23 protein-coding genes are annotated in these 26,399 nt (G+C 72.4%); 20 read left to right on the top strand and 3 right to left on the bottom strand.

Annotation, left to right across the window (positions count from 1 at the left end; all coding sequences use genetic code 11):
• Positions 1–102: 102 nt before the first annotated feature.
• Positions 103–1,314 carry an MFS transporter gene (locus ACLBYG_RS23915; RefSeq protein WP_447683128.1) on the top strand — a complete coding sequence of 404 codons (1,212 nt, stop codon included), beginning with the start codon at positions 103–105 and terminating at the stop codon, positions 1,312–1,314.
• An 85-nt stretch (positions 1,315–1,399) separates the two neighbouring features.
• On the opposite strand, the gene ACLBYG_RS23910 is transcribed toward ACLBYG_RS23915, so the two are convergent.
• Complete coding sequence (locus ACLBYG_RS23910) at positions 1,400–1,810, bottom strand: group III truncated hemoglobin (protein WP_447683127.1); 411 nt, start codon at positions 1,808–1,810, stop codon at positions 1,400–1,402.
• Between the two features lie 190 nt (positions 1,811–2,000).
• Between ACLBYG_RS23910 and ACLBYG_RS23905 the strand changes: the two genes are divergently transcribed.
• From ACLBYG_RS23905 to ACLBYG_RS23895, 3 genes are all read left to right on the top strand, one after another.
• Entirely contained in the window at positions 2,001–3,086 is a 1,086-nt protein-coding gene (locus tag ACLBYG_RS23905; RefSeq protein ID WP_091978509.1) for an efflux RND transporter periplasmic adaptor subunit, read from the top strand.
• Entirely contained in the window at positions 3,083–6,196 is a 3,114-nt protein-coding gene (locus ACLBYG_RS23900) for an efflux RND transporter permease subunit (protein WP_447683126.1), read from the top strand. The genes ACLBYG_RS23905 and ACLBYG_RS23900 overlap by 4 nt, the downstream gene beginning before the upstream one ends.
• 246 nt (positions 6,197–6,442) lie before the next feature.
• Positions 6,443–6,985 (top strand): TetR family transcriptional regulator, encoded by a 543-nt coding sequence (locus ACLBYG_RS23895; RefSeq protein ID WP_447683125.1) that lies wholly within the window; start codon positions 6,443–6,445, stop codon positions 6,983–6,985.
• Between the two features lie 174 nt (positions 6,986–7,159).
• Here the strand turns inward: ACLBYG_RS23895 and ACLBYG_RS23890 are convergent, their stop codons facing one another.
• The gene (locus tag ACLBYG_RS23890) at positions 7,160–8,857 is read right to left on the bottom strand and encodes an IlvD/Edd family dehydratase (RefSeq protein WP_447683124.1); all 1,698 of its coding nucleotides are present in this window, start codon (positions 8,855–8,857) and stop codon (positions 7,160–7,162) included.
• Positions 8,858–9,328: 471 nt separating this feature from the next.
• Here ACLBYG_RS23890 and ACLBYG_RS23885 point away from each other — a divergent pair, with 471 nt between their 5' ends.
• From ACLBYG_RS23885 to ACLBYG_RS23840, 10 genes are all read left to right on the top strand, one after another.
• Positions 9,329–10,252, top strand: coding sequence for a CDP-diacylglycerol diphosphatase (locus ACLBYG_RS23885; RefSeq protein WP_447683123.1), 924 nt, complete (start codon positions 9,329–9,331; stop codon positions 10,250–10,252).
• Between the two features lie 434 nt (positions 10,253–10,686).
• Entirely contained in the window at positions 10,687–11,709 is a 1,023-nt protein-coding gene (locus ACLBYG_RS23880) for an ABC transporter substrate-binding protein (protein ID WP_056530566.1), read from the top strand.
• Positions 11,706–12,458, top strand: a complete 753-nt coding sequence (locus ACLBYG_RS23875; RefSeq protein WP_447683122.1) for a succinate dehydrogenase/fumarate reductase iron-sulfur subunit — start codon at positions 11,706–11,708, stop codon at positions 12,456–12,458. Before ACLBYG_RS23880 ends, ACLBYG_RS23875 begins: the two co-directional genes overlap by 4 nt.
• Positions 12,455–12,784, top strand: coding sequence for a succinate dehydrogenase membrane anchor (locus ACLBYG_RS23870; RefSeq protein WP_020094913.1), 330 nt, complete (start codon positions 12,455–12,457; stop codon positions 12,782–12,784). The genes ACLBYG_RS23875 and ACLBYG_RS23870 overlap by 4 nt, the downstream gene beginning before the upstream one ends.
• A complete protein-coding gene (locus ACLBYG_RS23865) occupies positions 12,781–13,158 on the top strand; it encodes a succinate dehydrogenase, cytochrome b556 subunit (RefSeq protein ID WP_091978503.1) in 378 nt (125 codons plus the stop codon). Before ACLBYG_RS23870 ends, ACLBYG_RS23865 begins: the two co-directional genes overlap by 4 nt.
• Positions 13,159–13,188: 30 nt before the next feature.
• Positions 13,189–14,061, top strand: coding sequence for a fumarate hydratase (locus ACLBYG_RS23860; RefSeq protein WP_447683121.1), 873 nt, complete (start codon positions 13,189–13,191; stop codon positions 14,059–14,061).
• A 10-nt stretch (positions 14,062–14,071) separates the two neighbouring features.
• Positions 14,072–14,683, top strand: a complete 612-nt coding sequence (locus tag ACLBYG_RS23855; protein ID WP_447683120.1) for a fumarate hydratase C-terminal domain-containing protein — start codon at positions 14,072–14,074, stop codon at positions 14,681–14,683.
• Positions 14,680–16,404 (top strand): L-aspartate oxidase, encoded by a 1,725-nt coding sequence (locus tag ACLBYG_RS23850; protein ID WP_447683119.1) that lies wholly within the window; start codon positions 14,680–14,682, stop codon positions 16,402–16,404. Before ACLBYG_RS23855 ends, ACLBYG_RS23850 begins: the two co-directional genes overlap by 4 nt.
• Before the next feature lie 13 nt (positions 16,405–16,417).
• A complete protein-coding gene (locus tag ACLBYG_RS23845) occupies positions 16,418–18,043 on the top strand; it encodes a thiamine pyrophosphate-binding protein (protein ID WP_447683118.1) in 1,626 nt (541 codons plus the stop codon).
• Positions 18,044–18,302: 259 nt separating this feature from the next.
• Positions 18,303–19,307, top strand: a complete 1,005-nt coding sequence (locus ACLBYG_RS23840) for an ABC transporter substrate-binding protein (protein ID WP_447683117.1) — start codon at positions 18,303–18,305, stop codon at positions 19,305–19,307.
• A 17-nt stretch (positions 19,308–19,324) separates the two neighbouring features.
• Here ACLBYG_RS23840 and ACLBYG_RS23835 read toward each other — a convergent pair whose 3' ends face one another.
• Positions 19,325–20,071: a sulfite exporter TauE/SafE family protein gene (locus ACLBYG_RS23835; protein WP_056530594.1), complete on the bottom strand. Its 747-nt coding sequence runs from the start codon at positions 20,069–20,071 to the stop codon at positions 19,325–19,327.
• 338 nt (positions 20,072–20,409) lie between these two features.
• Between ACLBYG_RS23835 and ACLBYG_RS23830 the strand changes: the two genes are divergently transcribed.
• The 6 genes from ACLBYG_RS23830 to ACLBYG_RS23805 all read left to right on the top strand — a co-directional run bounded on the left by ACLBYG_RS23830 (position 20,410) and on the right by ACLBYG_RS23805 (position 26,376).
• On the top strand, positions 20,410–20,739 hold the full coding sequence (locus ACLBYG_RS23830; protein ID WP_447683116.1) for a UxaA family hydrolase: 330 nt from the start codon (positions 20,410–20,412) through the stop codon (positions 20,737–20,739).
• 7 nt (positions 20,740–20,746) lie between these two features.
• Complete coding sequence (locus ACLBYG_RS23825; protein ID WP_447683115.1) at positions 20,747–22,027, top strand: UxaA family hydrolase; 1,281 nt, start codon at positions 20,747–20,749, stop codon at positions 22,025–22,027.
• Between the two features lie 136 nt (positions 22,028–22,163).
• On the top strand, positions 22,164–23,528 hold the full coding sequence (locus ACLBYG_RS23820) for a cation:dicarboxylate symporter family transporter (protein ID WP_331289321.1): 1,365 nt from the start codon (positions 22,164–22,166) through the stop codon (positions 23,526–23,528).
• Between the two features lie 12 nt (positions 23,529–23,540).
• Positions 23,541–24,482: an NAD(P)-dependent oxidoreductase gene (locus tag ACLBYG_RS23815; RefSeq protein ID WP_447683114.1), complete on the top strand. Its 942-nt coding sequence runs from the start codon at positions 23,541–23,543 to the stop codon at positions 24,480–24,482.
• A 4-nt stretch (positions 24,483–24,486) separates the two neighbouring features.
• Positions 24,487–25,476 carry an Ldh family oxidoreductase gene (locus tag ACLBYG_RS23810; RefSeq protein WP_447683113.1) on the top strand — a complete coding sequence of 330 codons (990 nt, stop codon included), beginning with the start codon at positions 24,487–24,489 and terminating at the stop codon, positions 25,474–25,476.
• A 75-nt stretch (positions 25,477–25,551) separates the two neighbouring features.
• On the top strand, positions 25,552–26,376 hold the full coding sequence (locus tag ACLBYG_RS23805; RefSeq protein WP_447683112.1) for a GntR family transcriptional regulator: 825 nt from the start codon (positions 25,552–25,554) through the stop codon (positions 26,374–26,376).
• Positions 26,377–26,399 lie beyond the last annotated feature (23 nt).

Genomic DNA, 26,399 nt, shown 5'->3' with positions numbered 1-26,399 from the left:
GCGGTGTCCCGAAGGCCCGCGCCGACGGGCGGGCCCGGTGCTGGCGACGAAGGCGCATTCGTGTGAAACGCGCCGCACGGACGGAGATCGATGTGCGCCGGAATGGCTGAGGATGGGATTGCCGATTCGGGCCGCGCCTGGCGTCGGCTCGCCGCGGCGACGGCGCTCGGCACGGTCGGGGGCGTCGGCATGTGGTCGGTCGTCGTCGTGTTGCCCGCGGTTCAGGCCGAGTTCGGGGTCGATCGGGCGGCGGCCGCCCTGCCCTATACCCTCACGATGGTCGGCTTCGCGGTCGGCGGCCTCGTGATGGGCCGGCTCGCGGACCGCATCGGCATCGTGCCCCCGCTGCTCCTCGGCACCGTCTGCCTGGCCCTCGGCTACGGGCTCAGCGCCCTCGCGACGAACCTCTGGCAGTTCGCCCTCGTGCACGGCGTGCTCGTCGGGGCGCTCGGCAGCTCGGTCGCCTTCGGACCGCTGATGGCCGACGTGTCGCGCTGGTTCTGGCGCCGGCGAGGGCTCGCCGTCGCGCTTTGCGCGTCCGGCAATTACCTCGCGGGCACGCTCTGGCCGCCGGTGGTGGAGCGCGCGGTCCACGCGTACGGCTGGCGCGCGACGCAGGCCGGCATCGGCCTGTTCTGCCTCGTCGCCATGCTGCCCCTCGCGCTGCTGATGCGGGGCCGGCCGCCGCGGGCTTCGGTGACGCCCGCGGCCGGTCCTCAGGCCGTGACGACGCTGTCGCCCGCGGCGCTGCAGGGCCTCCTCGTCGTGGCCGGCACCGCGTGCTGCGTGGCGATGGCGATGCCGCAGGTCCACATCGTGGCGTACTGCAGCGATCTCGGGTACGGCGTCGCCCGCGGCGCGCAGATGCTGTCGCTGATGCTCGGTTTCGGCATCGTCAGCCGGGTCGCGTCGGGCTTCGTCGCCGACCGGATCGGCGGTCTCGCGACGCTGCTGGCCGGTGCGCTGCTGCAGGCGGCGGCGCTCGCGCTCTACCTCGCGTTCGACGACCTGACCTCGCTCTACGTGATCTCTGCCCTGTTCGGCCTGTTCCAGGGCGGCATCGTGCCGGCCTACGCGATCATCGTGCGCGAGTACCTCCCGGCCGAGGAGGCCGGGGCGCGGATCGGTGCGGTGCTGATGGCGACGCTGGCCGGCATGGCGCTCGGCGGCTGGCTCACGGGGGCGATCTTCGACGCCACCGGCTCCTACCGTGCGGCCTTCGTCAACGGGCTGGCCTGGAACGCCGTCAACGTGGCGATCGTGCTGTGGCTGATCCACTGCCGTCGGGCGCGCACGAGTCCGGCCGCGCTCTGAGGGCTCCGGACCCGCCCCCGGGATCTCGGGCCGTCCCGCCGGTCGCGGCTCCGCGCGCGTCTCACGCGTGCGCCTTCTCCGCGGGTCACGGCGCGGCCGATCCCGCCGCGGGGACGGGCGAGACGTCTGGCCGGAAGAACAGGCCCGCCTTCAGGCTGTCGCCGATGCGGTGCGCGCGCTCGATCAGGAGGGCGGCAGGTTCGGGCGGGAAATGGGCGGAGGCCGTCTCCCCGAACAGGTCGAGCCACCGCGCGAAGTGCTCGGGCTCGAGGCGGCCCAGCGCGAGATGCTTGCCGAACGGGTTGCCCTTGTAGCGGCCTGACTTGAAGAGGACCGAGGACCAGAACGCCCGGACGGTCTCCATGTGCCGGGGCCAGTCCGGGTCGGGGATCGCGGCCGCGAAGACGGGTCCGATCAGCGCATCGCCGCGCACGCGCCCGTAGAAGGCATCGAGAAAGCGGGCGAGGCTGGCTTCGTCGAGCGCGACATCGGGCATGATCGTGAGATGCCGGCAGACCCCGCTCTCTTCAAGGGGGATCGGACGGCCGCCGGATCGGCAGCCGGAGGGGACGACGCGCGTCAGGCCTCGGTCGACGCTGGGCGCGGCCGCCATTGACGGCGGTATCGCGCCAGAATAAATGATGGTCATAATTATTTTGGGCGATCGGCTGCGACGGGGCTCGGTGATGGACGCGCGATGGGTGATCGGGTTCGCCGGCTTGGCACTCGCGGCATGCTCGCCGGCCGAGACCGCCGTCACGCCGGAGCCGCCGCTGGTGCAGACCGTCGCGGTCGCGCCCGCCTCGGCGGCGGTGGCGCGCTACACCGGCGTGATCCGGGCGCGCACCGAGAGCAACCTCGGCTTCCGGGTCGGCGGCAAGATCTTCGAGCGCCTCGTCGACCCGGGCGACCACGTGCGCCTCGGCCAGCCCCTGATGCGGCTCGACCGGACCGACTTCACCCTGGCGCTCAACGCGGCCCGCGCCTCGGTCGAGGCGGCCCGCGCGCAGATGATCAAGGCCAGGGCCGACGAGGAGCGCAGCCGCAAGCTCGTCGGCGACGGGTGGACCTCCAAGCAGACCTACGACCAGAACAAGGCGGCCGCCGACGCGGCCATCGCCCAGTTCGCCAACGCCGAGGCGCAGGCGAGCCAGATCGCCAACCAGGCCGGCTATTCCGAGCTCCAGGCCGATGCCGACGGGGTCGTGATGGAGGTGCCGACCGAGCCGGGCCAAGTCGTCGCCGCCGGGCAGACGGTGGTGAAGCTCGCCCGCGACGGCGCGCGCGAGGCGGAGGTGTTCCTGCCGGAGGGGAGCCGGCAACGCGCGAAGGGCACGGCGTCGGCGACACTCTACGCCGAGGGCGAGACGACCTACCCGGCCAAGCTCCGGGAATTGTCGGCCACGGCCGATCCGGCGACCCGCACCTACCGCGCCCGCTACATCCTGTCGGGCGGGGGCGAGACCGCGCCCCTCGGGGCGACCGTGACGCTCCAGCTGATCCCTGCCCAGGGGCAGGCGCGGGCTTCGGTGTCCGTGCCGCTGGGGGCCCTGTTCGACCAGGGCGGCGGCTCGGCCGTCTGGCGCTACGACGCCGAGACCCAGACCGTCGCGGCGCAGCCCGTCACCGTCGCGCGCCTGTCGGAGGAGACCGCGGAAGTCGCCTCGGGCCTGACGCCCGGTGACCGGATCGTCGCGCTCGGCGCCCATCTGCTGAGAGCGGGCGAGAAGGTCCGTCAGGCCGACGCCAGCGTCGTGGAGGCCGGTCGATGAACGCCTCCGGCTTCAACCTCTCGGCCCTGGCGGTGCGCGAGCGCGCCGTCACGCTGTTCCTCCTGCTCGCCGTCACCGCGGCCGGGATCTTCGCCTTCGAGAAGCTCGGGCGCGCCGAGGACCCGACCTTCACGGTCAAGACCATGGCGGTCTCGGCCGCCTGGCCCGGCGCGACCACCGACGAGATGCAGCGGCAGGTCGCCGACCCGCTGGAGAAGCGGCTGCAGGAGCTCGTTTACTACGACCGCGTCGAGACGACCGTCCGCCCCGGCCTGATGCTGATGAAGGTCTTCTTCAAGGACAGCATGCCGCCGGCCCGGCTCCAGTCGGAATTCTACCAGGCGCGCAAGAAGCTCTCCGACCAGGCCTCCGGCCTGCCGCGCGGCGTGCTCGGGCCGCTGTTCAACGACGAGTTCTCGGACGTCTACTTCGCCCTCTACGCGCTCCAGGCCCAGGGGCTGCCGCACCGGCACCTCGTGCTCCGCGCGGAGGAGCTGCGCCAGCGGCTGCTGCGCGTGCCCGGCGTCGAGAAGATCAACATCCTCGGCGAGCAGGCGCAGAAGATCTTCGTCGAGGTGTCCTACCAGCGCCTCGCGACCCTGGGCATCACCGGCCAGCAGCTCCTGGCGGCGCTGGCCAACCAGAACGACGTGACGCCGGCCGGCTTCGTCGAGGCCGACGGCCCGCGGGTCTACCTGCGCCTCGACGGCGCCATCGACGGCCTCGACGCGATCCGCGACCTGCCGGTGGCGGCCGGCGACCGCAGCCTCAAGCTCGGCGACATCGCCGAGGTGAAACGCGGCTACGAGGACCCGAAGACGTTCGCGATCCGCAACGACGGCGCGCCGGCCCTGGTGCTCGGCCTCGTGATGAAGCCGGGCTTCAACGGACTCAGCCTGGGCGAGGCGCTGAACGCCGAGGAGGTCGCGATCCATCGCGACCTCCCGACCGGCATCACCTTCACGAAGATCACCGACCAGGCGAGGGTGATCGACGACGCCATCCACGAGTTCATGGTGAAGTTCTTCACCGCGCTCTCGGTGGTGATCTTCGTCAGCCTCGTGGCGCTCGGCTTCCGGGTCGGCATCGTGGTGGCGCTGGCGGTGCCGCTCACCCTCTCGGCCGTGTTCGTGGTGATGATGATCACCGGCCGCGACTTCGACCGCATCACGCTCGGCGCGCTCATCATCTCACTGGGCCTCCTCGTCGACGACGCCATCATCGCCATCGAGATGATGGTGGTGCGCATGGAGGAGGGCGCCGACCGGGTCTCGGCGGCGACCCATGCCTGGAGCGCCACCGCCGCGCCGATGCTGACCGGCACGATCGTCACCATCGCGGGCTTCCTGCCGGTGGGCTTCGCCGCCTCCACGGCGGGCGAGTATGCCGGCAACATCTTCTGGGTGGTGGCCTTCTCGCTGATCGTCTCGTGGGTCGTGGCCGTGACCTTCACGCCCTACCTCGGCGTCAAGCTCCTGCCGAACATCGAGACGGTCGAGGGCGGCCACGCCGCGATCTACGCCACGCGGAACTACCAGCGCCTGCGCCGGGTCGTGCGGCTCTCGGTCGACCACAAGTGGATGGCCGCAGGCATCACCGTGGCGCTGTTCGCCGCGGCCGTCGTCGGCATGGGCAAGGTCGAGAAGCAGTTCTTCCCGAACTCGGAGCGCTCCGAGCTCATCGTCGAGGTGACGCTGCCGACCGGGTCCGCCTTCGCGACCACCGAGGCCAGCGTCCGGAAGGTCGAGGCGGCCGTACGCGCGCTGCCCGAGGCGGGCGAGATCACGAGCTATATCGGCCAGGGCATGCCGCGCTTCGTGCTCTCGTTCGACCCGGAGCTGCCGGACCCCGCCTTCGCGCAGATCGTCGTCCAGACCGCCGATTCCCACACCCGCGACGTGCTGCGCGGCAAGGTGCGCAAGCTCGTGGACGACGGCCGCTTCCCCGAGGCGCGGGTGCGGGTGCTGCAGATCGTGTTCGGGCCGCCGGTGCGCTTCCCCGTCGCCTTCCGGGTGGTCGGGCCCGAGCTCACCGTCATCCGGGGCATCGCCGCCGAGGTGCGCGACGTGATGATGGCCAACCCCAACATGCGCCTCGTCCATCTCGACTGGGGCGACAGGACGCCGACCCTGCACCTCGCCCTCGACCAGGAGCGCCTGCGCCTGATCGGCCTGACGCCGAAGGAGGCCGGCCAGCAGTTGCAGAGCTACCTCAACGGGACGCCGGCGACCCAGGTCCGCGAGAACCTGCGCTCCGTGGACGTGCTCCTGCGCAGCCCCGGCCCCGAGCGCCGCTCGCTCGGCGACATCGGCGACCTGACGTTGGCCACGCGGGACGGGCGGCAGGTGCCGCTCTCGCAGGTCGCGCACCTGGAGAGCCGCAACGAGGACGCGGTGCTCAAGCGCTACAACCGCGAGACCTACATCCGCGTGCAGGGCGACGTGATCGACGGCAAGCAGCCGCCGGACATCCACGCGCAGATCGTCCCCGAACTCGCGGCCATCAAGGCGAGGCTGCCGCCCGGCTACCGCATCGACACGGCCGGCTCGGTGGAGGAGAGCGAGAAGGCGATGAAGGCGCTCGTCACGGTCTTCCCGCTGATGCTGATCGTGACCCTGACGGTCATCATGCTGCAGGTCCGCTCGTTCACCACGATGGTCATGGTGTTCGCGACCGCGCCGCTCGGCCTCGTCGGGGCGGTCCCGACGCTGCTCGTCTTCCACCAGCCCTTCGGCTTCAACGCGATCCTCGGCCTGATCGCGCTGTCCGGCATCCTGATGCGCAACACGCTGATCCTGGTGGACCAGATCCACCACGACCGCGCGGCGGGCCTGTCGGACTACGAGGCCATCGTCGAGTCGACGGTGCGGCGGGCCCGACCGGTGATCCTGACGGCCGCCGCCGCGATGCTCGCCTTCGTCCCGCTGACCCACTCGGTGTTCTGGGGGGCGCTGGCCTACGTGCTCATCGGCGGCGTCGGCGTCGGGACCCTGCTGACCCTGCTGTTCCTGCCGGCGCTCTACGCTCTCTGGTTCCGGGTGGCGCGGGACGCGCGCGCGCCGCGGACCGCACCCGGCCCCGCACCGGTGCCGGTGCCGGCCGAGCCCTGACTCGGCCGCACCCCACCGATGCCCCGCTCGGGGCATCCCGCGATCGCGCGCTCGGGTCCCGGGCGCGGGGTGCGTCGACCGGCCCGCGCTTCGCCCCCTCGCGCGGGCCGGTCGGCAGCCCTGAACGGCCGCCGCGGCGCGACCGCGACGCCGCTCTCCGCCCGGCCTCGGGCATCCGCGGGTCGCCGTCCCTTCAATAAATGACATCTCGCATCTATGTGAGGAGGCGGAGCGGAGGACGGTACGATGCCGAGGGTCTCGCAGGAGCAAGCCAAGCTGAATCGCCAGCGCGTGGTCGAGGTCGCCTCGGCCCTGTTCCGGGAGCGCGGCCTGCACGGTATCGGCGTCGTCGACATCATGGCGGCCGCGGGCCTGACCCATGGCGGCTTCTACGGTCAGTTCGCCAACAAGGATGCCCTCGCCGCGGAGGCGTTCGACGCGGCGATCAGCGCCGAGTACCGGGCCAACCTCGACGCCTTCATCGAGAATTACCTCTCTCTGGGGCATGTCCGCACGCCGGGGAGAGGCTGCCCCGTCGCGGCGCTGGTGAACGACGTCGGGCGCGAGCCGCCCGGAAGCGCCCTGCGGGCGCGGTTCACCCAGGGGGTCAAGGGACTCGCCGCCCTCATCGCGGACAGGCTGCCCAGAGCGTCGAAGGAACGCCGCCGGCAGCGCGCCCTGATCGCGCTGTCGACCATGGTGGGGGCGGTGGTGCTGGCCCGGGGCGTCGACGACGAGGCCCTGGCCGGTGAACTGCTCGAGGCGGCGCGCTCCACGATCCCGGGCTGAGCCGGTCCGAGGCGGCACCCGGCTCGGGCCGCCTCACCGCCGGGACAGGGACGGGCGATGCGACGGCCCCGGATGCCGCGACGGCGCGCGGCCCGCAGTCGGGCGGGCCGCGGGTTTCGGATCGACGGTGTCCGTCACGGCCGTCCGGCGCGTCCGGACGGAGGGCGCGGGCCGTCAGCCCTCCGCCTTGGCGAGGAAGTCGAAGTCGCAACCCTCCGGAGCCTGCGTGACGCTGCGCCGGTAGAGCGCCTTGTAGCCCCGGGCCGGAACCGGCGGCGGCCGGTGGTCGGCGAGCCGGCGGGCGATCTCGTCCTCCGCGACCAGGAGATCGACGCGCTTGTCCCGGATCGACAGGCGGATGCGGTCGCCGTCGCGCACCGCGGCCAGCGGTCCGCCCACCGCGGCCTCCGGGGCCACGTGGAGGACGATCGACCCGAAGGCCGTGCCCGACATCCGCGCGTCGGAGATGCGCACCATGTCCTTCACGCCCGCCTGCGCCAGCTTCTTGGGGATCGGCAGGTAGCCCGCCTCCGGCATGCCGGCCGCGTGCGGGCCGGCATTCTGCAGGACGAGGATGTCGCCGGGCGCCACGTCGAGCGCGGGGTCGTCGACGCGCGCCGACAGGTCCTCCAGGCCGGTGAACACCACCGCCCGGCCCTCCGACTCGAACAGGTCGGGCGTCGCCGCCGCGCGCTTGAAGATCGCCCCGTCGGGCGCGAGGCTGCCGGACAGGGCCACCAGGCCGCCGACCGGCGACACGGGATCCGCCGCGGTGCGGATGACCGCGCGGTCGACCCAGGACTCCGGCTCGTCCAGGCGCTCGGCGAGCGTCCGGCCCTCCACGTCCACGGTGTCGAGATGGAGGAGCGGGCGCAGTTCGCGCAGGAGCGCGCCCATGCCGCCGGCGGCGTGGAAATCCTCCATGTAGCCCTGCCCCACGGGCTTCAGGTCGACCAGCACCGGCGTCTCGTCGGAGATCTGGTTGAAGCGCTCGGGCGAGATCCGGACGCCGAGCCGCCCGGCGATGGCGGTGAGGTGCACGATGGCGTTGGTCGAGCCCGACACCGCCATCAGCACGCGGATCGCGTTCTCGACCGACTTCTGCGTGATCACCTGGGAGGGCCGGATCTGCGTCTCGATCAGCCGCACCGCCGCGCGGCCGGTCTCCTCGGCGGCCACCAGCCGGTCGGAATGCACCGCCGGGATCGCGGCGGTGCCCGGCAGCGACATGCCGAGCGCCTCGGCGATGCACGCCATGGTCGAGGCTGTGCCCATCACCGCGCAGGTGCCGGCCGTGACGGAGAGCCGACCCTCGACCTCGGCGATCTCCTCGGCGTCGACGGTGCCGGCCCGGTACTTGGCCCAGAAGCCCCGGCAATCCGTGCAGGCGCCGAGCCGCTGGCCCCGGTGGCGGCCGGTCGACATCGGGCCGGTGACGAGCTGGATCGCCGGCAGGTCGGCGGAGGCCGCGCCCATGAGCTGGGCCGGCACGGTCTTGTCGCAGCCGCCGATCAGCACCACCGCGTCCATCGGCTGGGCGCCGATCATCTCCTCGGTGTCCATGGCCATGAGGTTGCGGTACATCATGCTGGTCGGGTTGAGGAAAACCTCGCCGAGCGACACGGTCGGGAACGGCCGCGGCAGGGCGCCGGCCGCCAGCACGCCGCGGGAGACCGCCTCCACCAGCTCCGGCATGCCCCGGTGGCAGTTGTTGAAGCCCGACGGCGTCATGGCGATGCCGACCACCGGCTTATTCAGCAGGCCGACCGAGATGCCCATCGAGCGCGCGAAGGAGCGGCGCAGGTAGCGGGCGAAGTCGCGGTCGCCGTAGTTGGTCAGGCCGCGGTCGAAGCCGTGCGGTTCGTCGGTCATGGTCGTCTCCTCGCGTGGGCGGCCCGGGTTGCCCCGGCCGTCCGGTCTGTCTCAGCGGTCGCCGGGCTCCCGGCTCCCGGAGCGCGCGTCGAGCAGGTCCTCGCGCGCGTCGTCCCACCCCTGTCGTTCGCGCCGCGTTCCCGGCGGAGCGCCGCCGGATCGGTTGCGGCCGCCGACGGCATCGGGGTGCGGACAGGCATGTCCCAGTCCGGCGCCGATGACGAGGCCTCTCAAGGCATGGCCCATCGGATAGGTGTCCGAGAAGGGGCCGCGCGGGTTCCGGAGCGCGAAAAGCGCGGCCGCGTCACCGCGTCCGGTGCCGGGCCCCACGGCGGCGCCCGCGTTCCGCACGCTCCGTCCGGCGTTGCATCCGTAGCGGGACAGAGATCGCTCAGGCGGCGGGCGATCTGTAAGACGGTTCCGGCGTCGGCGGCCCCGGCGCTTCGCGGCAACGGGCTACCGGGTCACGTCATGGATTTGCGCAGAGCCGCGGTCGGGCTCACCCGTCAGGTGCGTGACGCCGTCCGCGGCCGGCCGGGCACCGTGTCACCGCGCGGCTCGACGGGGCGCGCGAGGACCGGGCTGTCGCGGCGATCGCTGGGCATCCTGCTCGTCCTCGCGGCGACGGTCGTCTGGCTGGCCGTCGCCCTCGTGCCCAACCTCCTCGGGAAGGGCGGAGCCCTGTGGGCGATCGTGCACGGCGCGTGCGTCCCCCACGCATTGCGCGGACAGGGCCCCGCACCGTGCAGCCTGGTCGACCTGGAGGGCGGGGTCGAGAAGGGATACGCCATCCTCAAAGACCTTCGCGGGCGGGCGCAGTTCCTCCTGATCCCGACGGCGCGCATCACCGGCATCGAGAGCCCCGTGCTCCTCCAGCCCGGCACGACGAACTACTTCGCAAAGGCGTGGCGCGCCCGAACCTTCGTGGAGGAGCGTCTCGGCCATCCGCTCGACCGGCGGGACGTCAGTCTCGCGGTGAATTCGCGGCTGCGGCGGACTCAGGGGCAGCTGCACATCCACATCGACTGCGTCCGCCAGGATGTCCGCGACACCCTCCGCCGCCTCGCACCCACGATCGGGGATCGCTGGGCCCCTCTCGCGGAGCCGCTGGTGGGTCGCCCGTACAGGGCGATGCGCGTGCTCGGCGAGGATCTCGGCACCGCGGACCCGTTCGACCTGCTGGCGCGCGACGACGGGGCGCGCTCGGCCATGGGCGAGCACGCCCTGGCTGTCGTGGGCGCTGAGTTTCCGGGCGCGAAGCCGGGCTTCGTGCTCCTGGACGGTCTGGTGACCAGCCGCTTCGGCAAGGCCTCCAACGGCGAGGTCGTGCAGGACCATACCTGCGCCGTGGCGGCGGAGCCCGCATCGAGCGGGCTTCGGCCACTGGAAGACTGACGCGGGCGGATCCGGCTTCCGCCGCGGGTCGGGTTGCGCGGTGCCGGCCGCGGGCCGCGTTCCGGCCGGCCCTCGCGTGAGCAACGTCGCGGCGGCCGGCAGCGGCGCGCCTGCGCGTAAGTCTTATAAATGACCTTAAATCTGCGCCGACGCCCGCAGCGGGGCGGGTAGCCCGAGACAAGGGCCGACTCTGACGCGTGCCAAGTCGACGATCATCCCGACGAGAGCGTCCGCGAGAGCCGGTCGCACTCCGCCCATCCGCCGCCGGTCCCCTCGCGCACGGGGCGTCTCGGTGCAGCCACCGGGGGCTCGGTACTCAGGTCATATATATGACACATGAATATTGACAGACCTTCTCGGGGGCGTATCCTCGATCCGACGCCGACGAGGTCGCGGACTTCGCAAGATCGGCGCGCGGACAGGTGAGGAGCGCCATGACGGCACGGAGCATCATCCGGCTCGTCGGGACGGTCGCGGTCCTATGGGGGGCGCTCGGCGCCGCCCGGGCCGAGGTCTCGACCGTGCGGCTCGCCAAGCAGTTCGGGATCTCCTACCTGCCGCTCACCGTGATGGAGGAGGAGGGCCTGCTCGAGAAGCAGGCCAAGCAGCGCGGGCTCGACGTCAAGGCCGAGTGGCTGCGCTTCACCGGCGGCTCGGGGATGAACGAGGCCCTGCTCTCCGGCAACCTCGACCTCGCCTCCGGCGGCGTCGGCCCGTTCCTGACGATCTGGGGCCGGACGCAGGGCAATCTCAAGGTCAAGGGCGTGGCGGCGCTGAACGCGATGCCGCTCTGGCTGGTCACCATCAACCCGGCGGTGAAGGCGATCACGGATTTCGGACCCCAGGACAAGATCGCCCTGCCGACCGCCAAGACCTCGATCCAGGCCATCACCCTGCAGATGGCCGCCGAGAAGGCCTTCGGGCCGGGCCAGCAGGCCAAGCTCGACCCGCTCACCGTCTCGATGGGGCATCCGGACGCGCAGACCGCCATGATGGGCGGCCGCTCCGAGATCACCGCCCATTTCGGCTCTCCGCCCTTCCAGGAGATGGAACTGAAGGACCCGCGCGCCCGCAAGGTGCTCGACAGCTACGACGTGATGGGCGGCCCCCACACCTTCAACCTCGTCTGGGCGACCAGCCGCTTCGTCACCGAGAACCCCAAGGTCACGGCGGCCTTCCGGGCGGCGCTGGAGGAGAGCCTCGCGCTGATCCGCGACGACCCGGCCCGGGCCGCCGCCCTGTGGATCAAGGCCGAGGGGGCGAAGATCTCGCCCGAGGAGGCCGTGGCCATCATCCGCGCGCCGCAGAACGCCTGGACCACCAAGCCCGAGCGGATGCTCGCCTACCTCGCGTACATGAACCGGGCCGGGCTGGTCTCGGCCAAGGCCGACAGCGAGAGCGAGCTGTTCTTCCCCGATCCGACCGCTGCCGGCGCCCCGAAGGAGGCCAACCGGTGACGGCTCCCGTCGGCCACGCGGCCGTCGACCCGGACGCAGGCGAGACGCTGCGGGTGCATGTCCGGCGCGGCGAGACCGTCGCGGACTACGCGGTGCCGCGCCGGGCCAACCAGACGGTGCTCGACGTCGTCACCGAGATCCAGCGCGACCAGGACCCGACCCTCGCCTACCGGTTCGCCTGCCGGGTCGGCATGTGCGGCTCCTGCGGCATGACGGTGAACGGGCGCCCGCGCTGGACCTGCCGCACCCGGGTCGCCGCCGTGGCGCCCGACGGAGAGCTTCTGCTGGAGCCCCTGCGCAACCTGCCGGTGGTGAAGGACCTCGCGGTCGACATGGAGCCCTTCTTCGAGAAGTGGCGCCGGGCCCACGGCTTCTTCGAGCCGGGCGAGAACCCGCCCGAGGATTTCGCGGTCGTGGAACCGGAATCCGCCGCGCGCCGGGAGGTCGATGCCGGCATCGAGTGCATCAATTGCGGCGTCTGCTACGCCGCCTGCGATCTGGTGACGTGGAACCCCGACTATCTCGGGCCGGCGGCCCTCAACCGGGCCTGGACGCTGGTCAACGACGTGCGCGACCGCGACCGGGATCGGCTCGCCGCGGTGGCGGGCGATGCCGGCTGCCACTCCTGCCACAGCCACATGAGCTGCACCGAGCATTGCCCGAAAGGCCTGAGCCCGACCTTCTCGATCGCGGGCCTCAAGCGCGAGACCGGCAAGGCGGCGCTGCGCCGGTTCTGGAGGCGCGGATGAGCCCGCTCCTGTACCTCGCCCAGCGCGGCACCGCGGCGATCCTGGCGGTCACGGTCGCGGTCCATCTCGGCACGATCCTCTACGCGGTGCGCGGCGGGCTCACGGCCGGCGAGATCCTGGGCCGGACGCAGGGCAACCTCGCCTTCCTGCTGTTCTACGCGGTCTTCGTCCTGGCCGCCGCGATCCACGCGCCGATCGGCCTGCGCAGCGTCCTGCGCGAGTGGACCGGCTGGCGCGGCCGCTCCCTCGACGTCGCCATGATCGCCCTCTCGGCCCTGCTCGCCGGGCTGGGCCTGCGGGCGGCACTCGCGGTGTACGCGGCATGAGGACCGCCCCGGGCACGGCCGGGCGGGCCGGCATCACCCGCGCGTCCCTGCGCCGGCCCGGCTTCGCCGCCGCGCTGATCCACCGGCTCTCGGGGATCGCCCTGGCGCTGTTCCTGCCGATGCACTTCATCGCGCTCGGCACCGCGCTCCAGGGTGCCGACCGGCTGGAGAGCTTCCTCGGCCTCACCCATAACGGCCTCGTCCGCACGGCCGAATGGGGCCTCGTCTGCGCGCTCGCCGTCCACATGGCGCTGGGGTTGCGCGTGCTCGCCATCGAGTGGCTGCGCTTCCGCGAGCGCAATGCCCGCGTCGTGGCGGGCTGTCTCGCGGCCGCCTTCGCGGTCGGCCTGCTGTTCCTCCTGAGCGGGGCCTGATCCCCCGACCGTCACCAGCGGAGACCCGCCATGGATCTCGACATCCGCGAATTCGAGGCCGTCTGCCGCGACCTCTACGTCCGCGCCCTGAAGATCCTGCCCCCCGACATCAAGGCGGGCTTCGCCGACCTGCAGCGGGCCGAGACCAGCGCCACCGGCCGCGCCATCCTCGACACGATGGTGGAGAACGTCGCGGTCGCGGAGCGCACGAAGAATATCCTCTGCCAGGATACCGGCATCCCGATCTACAACGTCGTGATCGGCGCCGACGTGCGCTTCGACGGCGCTGCGCTCAAGGCCGCGATCCGGCGCGGCTGCGAGCGGGCGACCAAGGACTTCTCCCTGCGCTCCTCGGTGGTCCACCCGATCACCCGCAGGAACGAGCAGACCTCCTGCGGCATCCGCGTGCCGATCATCCACGTCGACTTCGACGATCGGCCCGAGACCGTGGCGGTGGAGATGATCCCGAAGGGCTCGGGCTCCGAGAACGGCTCGTTCCTGCAGATGCTGCTGCCCTCGGACGGGATCGGCGCGGCCAAGCGCTTCGTCATCGACCGGGTGATCGAGCTCGGCGGCCGGGTCTGCCCGCCGACCATCGTGGGCGTCGGGCTCGGCGGCACCTCCGACCTGTGCATGCACCTCGCCAAGGTGGCGGCGACCCGGCCGCTGCGCTCAGTCTGCGCCGATCCCGAAGGCGCCCGGATCGAGGCCGAGCTGTCGCGGGCCGTGAACGAGCTCGGCATCGGCCCGCAGGGGCTCGGGGGCCGGTCGACGAGCTTCGCCGTCCATGTCGAGCTCGCCGCGACCCACATCACCCAGAACCCGGTCGCCGTGAACATCCAGTGCCACTCGGCCCGCCGCGCCCGCGCGACGCTCACGCCCGGCGGCATCGCGTTCGATTGAGGAGCAGACCGTGGCCCACCACGTCCTCGACATGCCGGCCACTGAGGCCGAGATCCGGGCGCTCCGGATCGGCGACACCGTCACCCTGCGGCGCTGGCTGTTCGGCATCCGCGACGCGACCCTGATCCACATGTTCGACCGGGACCGCCGCACCCGGCTCGACCTCGACGGCCACGCGGTGATCCACACCGCGCCGAACGTCCACCGCGTCCCGGTCTCCAACGCGGCGCCGGTCGGCTTCGCGCCGTTCTGCATCGGCACCACCACGTCGATGCGCATGGAGCGCTTCACCGACGCGCTGATGGAGCGCGAGGGCGTGCGCCTCATCGTCGGCAAGGGCGGCATGGGGCCGGCGACCCTCGACGCCTTCGCGCGGCGCGGCGGCGCCTACCTGGCAATCGTCGGCGGCGCGGCGGCGCTGGAGACCACCTGGATCGAGACCATCGTGGACGTCGACCTCGACGATCTCCATCCCGAGAGCCTGTGGCAGTTCGCGATCCGCGATTTCGGGCCGCTGCTGGTCGGCATGGATTCGCACGGCGGCTCGCTCTTCGCCGACGTGCAGCGCGACGTGGCCGCCCGGCGCGACGCCGTCATCGCCTCCCTCGAGGACGCCCGATGAGCCCCGAACAGGTCGAGACCGACATCCTGATCCTCGGCTCCGGCGGGGCCGGGCTGTTCGCGGCGCTCCACGCCAAGAAGGTCGCGCCGGACCTCGACGTCACCGTCGCGGTGAAGGGTCTGCTGGGGAAATGCGGCTGCACCCGCATGGTCCAGGGCGGCTACAACGTGGCGCTGGCGCCGGGCGACTCGGTCGAGCGGCACTTCATGGACACGATCGAGGGCGGCAAGTGGCTGAACGACCAGGGACTCGCCTGGACGCTCGTCACCGAGGCGCAGGTGCGGATCCGCGAGCTGGAGACCGAGCTCGGCTGCTTCTTCGACCGCAACCCGGACGGCAGCGTCCACCAGAAGGCCTTCGCCGGCCAGACCTTCGACCGGACGGTGCACAAGGGCGACCTCACCGGCATCGAGATCATCAACCGCCTGTCCGAGCAGGTCTGGCGCCGGGACGTGCGCCGCCTGGAGGACCACCGCGCCCTGGAGCTGATCCCGGCCCGGGACGAATCGGGGCTGGCGGGCGTGCTGATGCTCGACATGCGCACCGGCGAGCCGAAGCTGGTGCGGGCGAAGGCCGTGCTGCTCGCCACCGGCGGCGGGCCGACCATGTACAAGTACCACACGCCGTCCGGCGACAAGTCCTGCGACGGGCTCGCCATGGCTCTGCGCGCCGGGCTGCCGTTGCGCGACATGGAGATGGTGCAGTTCCACCCGACCGGGCTGCTCGCCGGCGCCGGCACCCGCATGACCGGGACGGTGCTGGAGGAGGGCCTGCGCGGGGCCGGCGGCTGGCTCCTCGACTCCACCGGCCAGCGCTTCATGGAGGCCTACGACCCGCGGGCCGAGCGCGCGACCCGGGACGTGGTCAGCCGCTCGATCATGCGGCGGCTGCGCGAGGGCTTCGCCACGCCGAGCGGGGGCGTCCACATCCAGATGAGCCATCTCGGCCCCGAGGACGTGCGCCGCCGGTTCAAGGGCATGGTCGAGCGCTGCGCCGATTGCGGCTTCGACCTCGCGGGCGGGCTCGTCGAGGTCATCCCCACGGCCCACTACATGATGGGCGGCCTCCAGTTCGCGGTCGATTGCACCACCGCGCTGCCGCGCATTTACGCTGCCGGCGAGGATACCGGCGGCGTCCACGGGGCGAACCGTCTGGGTGGCAACGGCGTCGCGAACTCCACGGTGTTCGGGGGGCTGGCCGGCCAGTCCATGGCGCGGGCCGTGACGCGCGAGGGCCGCCTCGCCGAGCCGGATCCCGCCGCCATCGAGGCGGGCCTCGCCCGCGCCTACGGCCCGCTCGGCCGGCCGGCGGAGTCGCTGCCGGAGATCCGCGAGGCGCTCTACGAGACGATGTGGGCCGATGTCGGCATCCTGCGGGACGCGGCCGGGCTGACCCGGGCGCTCGCCACCCTCGACGGGCTCTCCGACGCGGTCGCCCGGGCCGGCGCGCCGGACGGCGACCGCCGCTACGCGCTCACCTGGATGGACCGGCTGAACCTCGAGAACCTCGTGCTGGTCTCGCAGGCGGTCGCCCGGGCGGCGCTCGCCCGCACCGACAGCCGCGGCGCCCATTTCCGCGAGGATTTCCCGGAGGCCTCGGACCTCGCGACCTCGCACTTCACCGTGGTGCGCCAGCGCGGCGGGGCGCTCGACCTCGCGATGGAGCCGGTGCACTTCACGCATGTGCGGCCCGGCGGCTCGCTCCTCGACGCCGCCGCCTGAGGAGAGCCCGTCCATGCAGACCCTGCGCGGCGCCGACATCGTGGCCCGGACCTTGGAGGCGCTCGGCGTCACCCGGATCTTCACCCTGTCGGGCAACCACATCATGCCGGTCTTCGACGCCCTGCTGGAGACCGGGATCGGCCTCGTCCACACCCGCCAGGAGGCGGCCTGCGTCCACATGGCCGACGCCTGGGGCCGGCTGACCGGCGAGGTCGGCGTCGCCCTGGTGACCGGTGGGCAGGGCCACACCAACGGCGCGGCGGCGCTCACCACGGCGCTCGCGGCCGAGTCGCCCGTGCTGCTGCTCTCGGGCCATGCGGGCCTGTCGGAGCTCGGGCGCGGCGCCTTCCAGGAACTGGCCCAGGCCGACATCGCCCGGCCGATGACCAAGGCTGCCTGGACCGCCGGGTCGGTCGCCGCCCTCGGGCCGGACCTCGCCCGGGCCTTCCGGATCGCCCGGGAGGGGCGGCCCGGCCCGGTCCATCTCAGCCTGCCGGTCGACCTGCTGGAGGCGGCCGTCCCCGCCGCCTCGGTGCGGATCCCGGACCGCGCAGCGGCCGCCATCCGGTCCGCCGAGCCGGCGCCGGATCTCGTGGCCGACCTCCTCGCCGCTCTCGCGGGGGCGGAACGGCCGCTGATCGCCTGCGGCCCGGCGCTGTGCGACGCCTCCGGCCGGGCTGCCATGGCAACGCTTGAGGAAACCCTCGGCCTTCCGGTCGTCGGCATGGAGAGCCCGCGCGGGGTCAACGATCCGGCGCTCGGCGCCTTCGCCGAGGTCCTGGCGCGGACCGATCTCCTCGTGCTCCTCGGCAAGCCGCTCGACTTCACCCTGCGCTTCGGCGCGGCGCCCGCCCTCGCGCCCGACTGCCGCTTCGCCGTCGTCGATCCCGATCCGGCGCTGCTGGCCCGCGCGCCGGCCGACCGCCTCGCGGTCTCGGGGCTCGCCGATCCGCGGCCGGTGCTGGCGGCGCTGACCGCGTGCGCCACCGCCCTCCCCCGCCGGGACGCCTGGCACCGGGAGGCGCGGGCCGCCCTCGCCTACCGGCCGCCCGCCTGGGCGGATTTCCACGGGACGGGTCAGCGCCTGCACCCGGTGGAGCTGTGCCGGGCGGTCGACGCCTTCCTGGAACGCCACCCCGACGGCACGCTGATCTGCGACGGCGGCGAGATCGGGCAATGGCCCCAGGCCCTGGTCCGCGGCGGGCGCCGGCTGATCAACGGCGTCTCGGGCACGATCGGCGCGTCGATCCCCTTCGCGATAGCCGCCGCACTGGAGCGGCCCGGCGCCCCGGTGGTCGCGGTGCTGGGCGACGGCACCTTCGGCTTCCACATGGCCGAGTTCGACACCGCCGCGCGCTACCGGATCCCGTTCATCGCGGTGGTCGGCAACGACGCGCGCTGGAACGCCGAGCACCAGATCCAGCTGCGCAGCTACGGCCCCGAGCGGACGCGCCACTGCGACCTGCTCCCGACCCGCTACGACGCGGTCGTCCAGGCCCTCGGCGGCTTCGGGGCGCTGGTGACCGAGGCGGCCGAACTTCCGGCGGCGCTGGAGGCGGCCCAGGCCAGCGGCCTGCCAGCCTGCATCAACGTGATGATCGCGAGCGTGGCGGCGCCGGTGATCCGCCGCCCCGGCTGAGGGGGCGAGCACGATACATGACGGCGACGCCGTCTTGCCGAATGAGGCGCGGGTCCCCTCTCCCGGGCGGGAGAGGGACAGGGTGAGGGATGAGACCTATCCGGACGAGGCGCGCCCCGTAGGCGGTTCGAGGGCGGGCTTAATCCTGAACCTTCTCATCCCTCACCCCAACCCTCTCCCGCTCGGGAGAGGGGGCAGGTCGCGCCCGCCACGTGCGCCGGCGCGACGGTCGCGGACCTTGGGCTCATGGAGGGGAATCATGCGCAGACGCGACGTTCTGGCGGGGGCCGCGGCGCTCCTGGCGAGTCCCGTCCCGGGGCGGGCCGACGAGGTCGGCGCGGTGGCGATCGCCCGCCAGCCGAGCCTCGGCCACCTGCCGCTGATGCTGATGGAGGAGCAGGGCCTGCTCCAGAAGGCCGCGGCCGCCCGCGGCGTGGCGGGGCTCCAGGCGCGCTACCTCACCCTCGCGGGTGGGGCGGCGATGAACGACGCCCTGCTCTCCGGGACGATCCAGTTCGCGGCCGGCGGCGTGCCGCCCCTCGTGCTGCTCTGGTCGAAGACCGAGGGCACCGCCATGGCGGTGAAGGGCGTGGCGGCGATGAACAGCATGCCGCTCCTGATGAACACCAGCAATCCGAAGGTGCACCGGCTCGCCGACTTCACCGACCGGGACAAGATCGCGCTCCCCGCCGTGAAGGTCTCGGTCCAGGCGATGTTCCTGCAGATGGCTGCCGAGAAGGAGCTCGGCGCAGGCCGCCGCACCGACCTCGACCGGCTCACCGTCACCCTCTCCCATCCCGACGGCATGGCGGCGCTCCTCGGGGGCAGCGAGGTGACAGCCCACTTCACCGCCGCGCCGATCCAGGAGCTGGAGCTGCGCCGGCCCGGCATCCGGACGGTGCTGAACAGCTTCGACGTGCTGGGCGAACCCTCGACCTTCAACGTCGTCTGGGCGTCCTCGGCCTTCGCGGGCGCCAACCCGCGGGTCGTCGCGGCCTTCGGCGCCGCCCTGGACGAGGCGCTCGCCGCGATCACGGCCGATCCGTCGGAGGCGGCGCGCGCCTACGTGCGGCTCGCCCGGGACGGGAGCGATGTCGGGCTGATCACCGAGATCCTGAAGGACCCGCAGGTCTCCTTCACGGCGACGCCCCGGGCGGTCGGAAAGGTCGCCGACTTCATGGCCCGCACCGGCACGATCCGTCGCCGGCCGGAGAGCTGGAAGGACCTGTTCTTCGCGGGCGTCCACGACAAGGCGGGCAGCTGACGCCCCACCGGCCGCGCTCAGTTCTGGAGCAGGCCGGGCAGCGCCAGGGCCGTCGTGGTCAGGCCGATCGCGGCGAGCAGCGCGAGGACGAGCGTGCGGAAGCGGCGCTGGTCGATCCGGGCGAACAGCGAGAGCCCGGCGAGCACGCTCACCAGCACCACCGGCAGCGCCAGGGCGAGGTCGCCGACGAGTTCGGGCGGCAGCGGATCGAGATAGAGGAGGATCGTCAGGGCCCAGACCTGCATCACCAGGGTGAAGGACTGGTAGACCGCCCGCTGGGTGCGCGGATCCCAGCCGCGCACGAGGCTCCAGGCCGTCGGCAGGGCGCCGGACAGGCCCGCGATGCCCCCCAGCACGCCGCCGAGGAAGCCGATCGCGCCGTCGCTCCAGCGATTGCCGAAGCCGACCCGGTAATCGGCGCGCAGCAGGGCGACGCCGCCGCTGTAGAGGACCAGGAAGGCGCCGATCGCGACCTTGATGAAGCGCGGATCGAGATCGTGCAGCAGGTGGATGCCGATCGGCGCGCCGACGAGGCCCGGCAGGATCATCGCGAAGGCGGTGCCCCGCGGCGGCCAGGTCCGCAGGCGCAGGATCGAGATCACCTGCGAGAGGATGCTGCAGACGAGGACCAGGGCGGTCGCCTCCACGGGCGTGCGGATCGACAGCAGCGTGCCGGAGGCGATCAGCGCGAAGGCGAAGCCCGTCAGGCCCGAGATCACGCCGGCGCAGCCGACGCAGAGGACGAGGAGGAGCGTCTCGTTCACCGGGGGCGCCCGGCCCGGCCGATGCCATCCGCGCGCGCACCCGCCATTCTCGTCCTCCCGGCCCGCGTCCCGCCGGGGCGGGCTCTATTTCCATGTATCTTATATAAGACCGGTCCGACTGGGCAAGGCGCATGCCTCTGCGGCGCGACAGGGCTGCCCATCCGGATCCGGCCCGCGACCTCCCATCGCCACAGAGGACGATGAAGGCGCTCGGTGCCGTCCCCGAACCAGTGAAATCACCCGCACCCCGCGATCACCCGTTGACGCCGGCCATCTCATTGGTCTTATATAAGACCAGTCGCCGCCGAGAAGCCGACGACGCAGATCAGGAGGACCGCATGAGCAGCCACGCCGCGTCCGGCGAAGGGCATCGCGAAGGGCGCCGCAAGCCGCATCTTCTCGCCCATTCCCCCCAGGACAACGTCGCCGTCGCGGTGATCGAGGGCCTGAGCGCGAGCACCGACGCCTTCGGGGTGGTCACCGAGAACGACAGCACCTTCGAGGTCCATGTCCGCCACGACATCCCGATCGGCCACAAGGTCGCGCTCACCGACCTGAAGGCCGGCGACACGGCGATCAAGTACGGCCAGGACATCGGCAAGGTCATCAAGGACGTCGCCAAGGGCGAGCACGTCCACGTCCACAACGTCAAGACGAAGCGCTGGTGAGGTGACGATGTTCAAGGAAGCCGCTCAGCTCGAACACGAGATCGCCACCCCCTTCGTCGGCGGTGCGCCCGATCAGTTCGCCACCAAGGCGCTCGCGACCGGGCGCGCCTCGGAGAACTACACCTCCGCCACCTTCATGGGCTGGCGCCGGGAGAACGGCCGGGTCGGCGTGCGCAACCACGTCGTGCTCCTGCCGCTGGACGACCTGTCCAACGCCGCCTGCGAGGCGGTCGCCAACAATGTGAAGGGCACGATGGCGCTGCCCCACGCCTACGGGCGGCTCCAGTTCGGCGAGGATCTGGACCTCCACTTCCGCACCCTGATCGGCATCGGCTCGAACCCGAACGTCGCCGCCGTCGTGGTGATCGGCATCGAGGACCAGTGGACCAACCGCGTGGTCGAGGGCATCGCCAGGACCGGCAAGCCGGTCGTCGGCTTCGGCATCGAGGGCCACGGCGACATCGCGATCGTCGCCAAGGCGAGCTACCAGGCCAAGCGCTTCGTGCAGTGGGCCACCGAGCTCCAGCGCGAGGAATGCCCGATCGCCGACCTCTGGGTCTCGACCAAGTGCGGCGAGTCCGACACCACCACCGGCCTCGCCTCCTGCCCCACCGTCGGCAACATGTACGACAAGCTGATCCCGCACGGGATCTACGGGGTGTTCGGCGAGACCTCGGAGATCACCGGCGCGGAGCACCTCTGTCGCGAGCGGGCGATCAGCCCGGAAGTCTCCGACAAGTGGTACACGATGTGGAAGGCCTACCAGGACGACGTGATCGAGGCCCACAAGACCGACGATCTCTCGGACTCGCAGCCGACCAAGGGCAACATCGCGGGCGGCCTCACCACGATCGAGGAGAAGGCGCTCGGCAACCTCGAGAAGATCGGCCACGAGTGCCGCTTCATCGACGCGCTGCAGCCCGCGGAGGCGCCCGCCAAGGGGCCCGGCCTGTACTTCATGGACACGTCCTCGGCGGCAGCCGAGTGCGTCACCCTGATGGCGGCGGCCGGCTACGTGGTGCACACCTTCCCGACCGGCCAGGGCAACGTCATCGGCAACCCGATCGTCCCGGTGATCAAGATCACCGGCAATCCCCGGACCGTGCGGACCATGGGCGAGCATATCGACGTCGACGTCTCGGGTGTGCTCACCCGTGAGATGACGATCCCGCAGGCCGGCGACGCGCTGATCGACATGGTGGTGCGCACCGCCAACGGCCGGCTCACGGCGGCCGAGTCCCTCGGCCACCGGGAATTCGTGATGACGAAGCTCTACCGCAGCGCCTGACGCACAAGTCCCCCGCCCGCGGACCGCGATCCGGTCCGCGGGTGCAGCCCCGACGCCACGGGGTCAGGACCACGCCGGAGCGCGCGACCGCGGGCGAAACCGCGGCGGCCTCCGTCCCGTCATTCTGGAGGAACGCATGAGGCTGCTTCGGTCGATCTACGGCCAGGTCCTGCTCGGCATCGCGCTGGGCATCGCGGTCGGGGTGGTGGCCCCCGATTTCGCCGTGGGCTGCAAGATCCTCGGCGACATGTTCATCAACCTGATCAAGATGATCGTCGCCCCCGTCATCTTCTGCACGGTCGTGGTCGGCATCGCGCATGTCGGCGACATGAAGAGCGTCGGCCGGATGGGCCTGAAGACCATCCTGTACTTCGAGGTCGCCACGACGGTGGCGCTCGCCGCGGGCCTCCTGTTCGTCAACCTGCTGCGGCCGGGCGACGGCGTGAACGCCACGGTCGACAGCCTCGACGCCAAGCTCGTGGCCGGCATCGCCGGCAAGGCCCACGCGCAGTCGCCGATGGAGATCGTCGCCAACATCATCCCCCACAGCGCGGTCGACGCCTTCGCCAAGGGCGACCTGATCCAGGTGATGTTCTTCTCGGTGCTGGTCGGCATGGGGCTCGCGATGCTGGGCCGGCGCGGCGAGTTCCCGCTCAAGGTGGTCCACGCCTTCGGCGACGTGCTGATGAAGGTCGTCGGCCTGATCATGCACTTCGCGCCGATCGGCGCCTTCGGGGCGATGGCGTTCACCATCGGCAAGTTCGGGCTCGGCATCCTCGCCCAGTACGGGATGCTGATCGTCTCCCTCTACCTGACCTTCATCGTGTTCATCGCGGTCTTCCTCGGCGGCGTGATGCGGTTCTACGTCGGCCTGAGCCTGTGGAAGCTGTTCCGCTACAGTCGCGAGGAGCTGTTCATCCTGCTCGGCACCACGAGTTCGGAATCGGTGCTGCCGCGGATCATGGCCAAGCTCAACGGCCTCGGGGTCGACAAGAGCGTCACCGGCCTCGTGATGCCCGCCGGCCTGTCCTTCAACATGGACGGCTCGTGCATCTACCTGACCATGGCGATCGGCTTCATCGCCCAGGCCCTCAACGTGCCGCTGACCTGGGAGCAGGAGCTCGGCATCCTCGCCATCGCGCTGGTGACCTCGAAGGGCGTGGCGGGCGTGGCCGGCGCCATCCTGTTCGTGCTCGCCGCGACGCTCCAGGCCTCGCAGCTCCTGCCGGTGGCGGGCATCGCCCTGATCATCGGGGTGGACCGCATCCTGAACGAGCTGCGCTGCGTGACCAACGCGGTCGGCAACATGGTGGCGACCCTCGTGATCGCCCGCTGGGAGGGCAAGATCGACCTCGCCCACGCCCGGGCGGTGCTCGACGGCCGCATCACCCCGAACCTCGACCTCCTCGACGACGAGGACGAGGCGGCGGACGCGATCCCCGCCCGCGAGCCGGCGGCGGCCTTGCGCCGCCCCCTCCCCGCTGCCGTGCCGGCGACCTGAGAAGGATCCTCCATGCCCAAGGTCATCATCAGCGAGTTCATGGACGAGGCCGCGATCGCGGCCGAGCTCGCCGGCCTCGACGTGCAGTACGATCCCGGCCTCGTCGACCGGCCCGGGGACCTCGCCGCCGCCGTGGCCCGGGCCGACGCCCTGATCGTGCGCAACCGGACGCAGGTCCGCGGCCCCCTGCTCGACGCCGCCCGCGACCTCAAGGTCGTCGGACGCCTCGGGGTCGGCCTCGACAACATCGACGTCCCGGCCTGCCGGGCGCGCGGCATCGCCGTCTACCCGGCCACCGGCGCCAACGACGGCGCGGTCGCCGAGTACGTGGTCGCCACCGCGATGCTGCTCCTGCGCGGCGCCTACGGGGCGAGCGCCGCCGTCGCCGCCGGCACGTGGCCGCGCAACGCGCTGATGGGCCGCGAGATCGCCGGCAAGCGCCTCGGCCTCGTCGGCTTCGGGTCGATCGCCCGCGAGACCGCCCGGAGGGCGGCGGCCCTCGGCATGACGGTCGCCGCCCACGACCCCTTCGTGGCCGAGGGCGACCCGGCCTGGAACCCGGCCACCGGACCCGTGCAGCGGCAGGCGCTCGACGCGCTGATCGCGCAGAGCGACGTGCTCTCGCTGCACGTGCCGCTCACCGATCAGACCCGCGGACTGATCGACGCGGCGGCGCTGGCGCGGATGCCGAAGGGCGCGATCCTGATCAACGCGGCGAGGGGCGGGGTGGTGGACGAGGCGGCCGTGGCGCAAGCCCTGCGCTCCGGCCATCTCGGCGGCGCGGCGCTGGACGTGTTCGACCGCGAGCCCCTCGACGCGGCGGCGGGCGCCGTGTTCGCGGACGTGCCGAACCTGATCCTCACGCCGCACATCGCCGGGGTGACGCAGGAATCGAACGTGCGCGTCTCCGCCGTCACGGCCGCGGCCGTCCGCCGCCATCTCACGGAGCGCTGAGCCGATGCCGAACCTGACCCTGTCGGAGGCCGAGGCCCTCGCCGCCGACGCCCTCGTCCGCTGCGGCACGGCCGAGGCCGCGGCCCGGAGCGTCGCCCGCGCCCTGGTCGGCGCCGAGGCGGACGGGCTCAAGGGCCACGGCCTGTCGCGGGTCGCGCCCTACGCCGCGCAGGTGCGTGCCGGCAAGGTCGCGGGCGACGCGGTCCCGCTTGCGTCGCGCCCGCGGCCGGGCCTGCTCGCGATCGACGCCGCCCACGGCTTCGCCTACCCGGCGATCGATCTCGCCCTGGAGGCGCTGCCGGACGTCGCGCGCCAGCAGGGCGTGGCGGCGGCGGGCATCCGCCGCTCGCACCATTGCGGCGCGGCCGGCCGGCCGGTCGAGGCCCTGGCCGAGCAGGGCTGCGTCGCCCTGCTCTTCGCCAACACGCCCGCCGCGATGGCCCCCTGGGGTGGGCGTCAGGCGGTGCTCGGCACCAACCCGCTGGCCTTCGCCTGCCCGCTGCCGGGCCGCGCGCCGATCGTGGTCGACCTCGCGCTGTCGAAGGTGGCCCGCGCCAACATCGTCGGGGCGGCCAAGCGCGGCGAGCCGATCCCCGAGGGCTGGGCCCTCGACGCGGAGGGACGCCCGACGACCGACGCCACGGCCGCCCTCGACGGCACCATGGTGCCGCTGGGCGACGCCAAGGGGACGGCGCTCGCCCTGATGGTCGAGCTGCTGGCCGCCGGGCTCGTCGGCGCGCGCTTCGCCGGCGAAGCCTCCTCGTTCCTCGACGCCGCGGGCGACCCGCCGGGGACCGGCCAGCTGATCCTCGCCCTCGACGCTTCGGCGCTCAGCCCGGACGCGCCGGAGCGCTTCGCGGCGCTGGCCGGCGCGATCGAGGCGCAGGACGGCGCCCGGCTCCCGGGCAGCCGCCGGCTCGGGCTCCGCCGCCGGGCCGCCGAGGCGGGCCTCGACGTGGCCGAAGCCCTCGTGGCCGAGATCCGGGCGCTTTGAGGCGTAACGCCTGTGCGGAGGAAGAACCCGTGATTGCTCCCGTCGGCAGGGCGACGTAAGCGAGAGGAGGGAGAGGTGCTGGACACAACCTTCGACGCTCTACCCACGGATGGGGCTCTGCGTCGTCACGCGATGGAACGGTCAGGCGAAGGGCAGGCAGGTTCGGGGCGCGCAGACTCGGGACGCGCCGGCGCGGTCGGCTTCCGCCCGCTCTACCGGCAGGTCTACGACACGCTGCTGAAGCGCCTGGCCGACGCGGTCTGGCAGCCCGGCCAGATCCTTCCGAGCGAGGGGCAGCTCGCCGCCGAGCTGGGCGTCAGCCAGGGGACGGTGCGCAAGGCCCTCGACGCGCTCACCGCCGACAGCCTGCTGGTGCGCCGCCAGGGCCGCGGGACGTTCGTGGCCGACCACGACGACAAGCAGAGCGTCTTCCGCTTCCTGAAGCTGCGGCCGGACGGCGACGGCTCCGGCATGCCCACGAGCCGGGTCACGGGGATCGCGGAGGCGGCCGCCAGCGCCGACGAGCGCGGGCGGCTCGACCTCGTGCGGTCCGCCCGCGTGGTCCGGATCGAGCGCGTGCGCGCCGTCGACGCCAAGCTGTGCGTGGTCGAGACGATCAGCGTGCCCGCCGGCCTGTTCCCGGGCATCGCCCAGATCGAGCTGCCGAACACCCTCTACAGCCTCTACGCCACCCGCTACGGCATCACGATCGCCACCGCCAACGAGCGCCTGAAGGCCGTGGCGATCGGGCCCCGCGAGGCCGAGCTGCTCCAGGTGCCCGCCGGAACCCCCGCCCTCGAGATCGACCGCGTCGCCATCGACCTCGAGGAGCGGCCGGTCGAGTGGCGCCTCTCGACCTGCCTGACGCAGGACATCCACTACCTCTCGGTCCTTCGCTGACCGGGATCCCCCGACGCGCCGCC

Source organism: Methylobacterium sp. D53M, assembly GCF_053345625.1.
The sequence above is the reverse complement of the archived record's forward strand: the minus strand, read 5'-3'. Positions and strand labels throughout refer to the sequence as shown.

Excerpts from the sequence above, each read along its gene's own strand:
- ACLBYG_RS23915 (WP_447683128.1), top strand. The coding sequence starts at position 103 with ATGGCTGAGGATGGGATTGCCGATTCGGGCCGCGCCTGGCGTCGGCTC.
- ACLBYG_RS23910 (WP_447683127.1), bottom strand. The coding sequence starts at position 1,810 with ATGCCCGATGTCGCGCTCGACGAAGCCAGCCTCGCCCGCTTTCTCGAT.
- ACLBYG_RS23905 (WP_091978509.1), top strand. The coding sequence starts at position 2,001 with ATGGACGCGCGATGGGTGATCGGGTTCGCCGGCTTGGCACTCGCGGCA.
- ACLBYG_RS23900 (WP_447683126.1), top strand. The coding sequence starts at position 3,083 with ATGAACGCCTCCGGCTTCAACCTCTCGGCCCTGGCGGTGCGCGAGCGC.
- ACLBYG_RS23895 (WP_447683125.1), top strand. The coding sequence starts at position 6,443 with ATGCCGAGGGTCTCGCAGGAGCAAGCCAAGCTGAATCGCCAGCGCGTG.
- ACLBYG_RS23890 (WP_447683124.1), bottom strand. The coding sequence starts at position 8,857 with ATGACCGACGAACCGCACGGCTTCGACCGCGGCCTGACCAACTACGGC.
- ACLBYG_RS23885 (WP_447683123.1), top strand. The coding sequence starts at position 9,329 with ATGGATTTGCGCAGAGCCGCGGTCGGGCTCACCCGTCAGGTGCGTGAC.
- ACLBYG_RS23880 (WP_056530566.1), top strand. The coding sequence starts at position 10,687 with ATGACGGCACGGAGCATCATCCGGCTCGTCGGGACGGTCGCGGTCCTA.
- ACLBYG_RS23870 (WP_020094913.1), top strand. The coding sequence starts at position 12,455 with ATGAGCCCGCTCCTGTACCTCGCCCAGCGCGGCACCGCGGCGATCCTG.
- ACLBYG_RS23865 (WP_091978503.1), top strand. The coding sequence starts at position 12,781 with ATGAGGACCGCCCCGGGCACGGCCGGGCGGGCCGGCATCACCCGCGCG.
- ACLBYG_RS23860 (WP_447683121.1), top strand. The coding sequence starts at position 13,189 with ATGGATCTCGACATCCGCGAATTCGAGGCCGTCTGCCGCGACCTCTAC.
- ACLBYG_RS23850 (WP_447683119.1), top strand. The coding sequence starts at position 14,680 with ATGAGCCCCGAACAGGTCGAGACCGACATCCTGATCCTCGGCTCCGGC.
- ACLBYG_RS23845 (WP_447683118.1), top strand. The coding sequence starts at position 16,418 with ATGCAGACCCTGCGCGGCGCCGACATCGTGGCCCGGACCTTGGAGGCG.
- ACLBYG_RS23840 (WP_447683117.1), top strand. The coding sequence starts at position 18,303 with ATGCGCAGACGCGACGTTCTGGCGGGGGCCGCGGCGCTCCTGGCGAGT.
- ACLBYG_RS23830 (WP_447683116.1), top strand. The coding sequence starts at position 20,410 with ATGAGCAGCCACGCCGCGTCCGGCGAAGGGCATCGCGAAGGGCGCCGC.
- ACLBYG_RS23825 (WP_447683115.1), top strand. The coding sequence starts at position 20,747 with ATGTTCAAGGAAGCCGCTCAGCTCGAACACGAGATCGCCACCCCCTTC.
- ACLBYG_RS23820 (WP_331289321.1), top strand. The coding sequence starts at position 22,164 with ATGAGGCTGCTTCGGTCGATCTACGGCCAGGTCCTGCTCGGCATCGCG.
- ACLBYG_RS23815 (WP_447683114.1), top strand. The coding sequence starts at position 23,541 with ATGCCCAAGGTCATCATCAGCGAGTTCATGGACGAGGCCGCGATCGCG.
- ACLBYG_RS23810 (WP_447683113.1), top strand. The coding sequence starts at position 24,487 with ATGCCGAACCTGACCCTGTCGGAGGCCGAGGCCCTCGCCGCCGACGCC.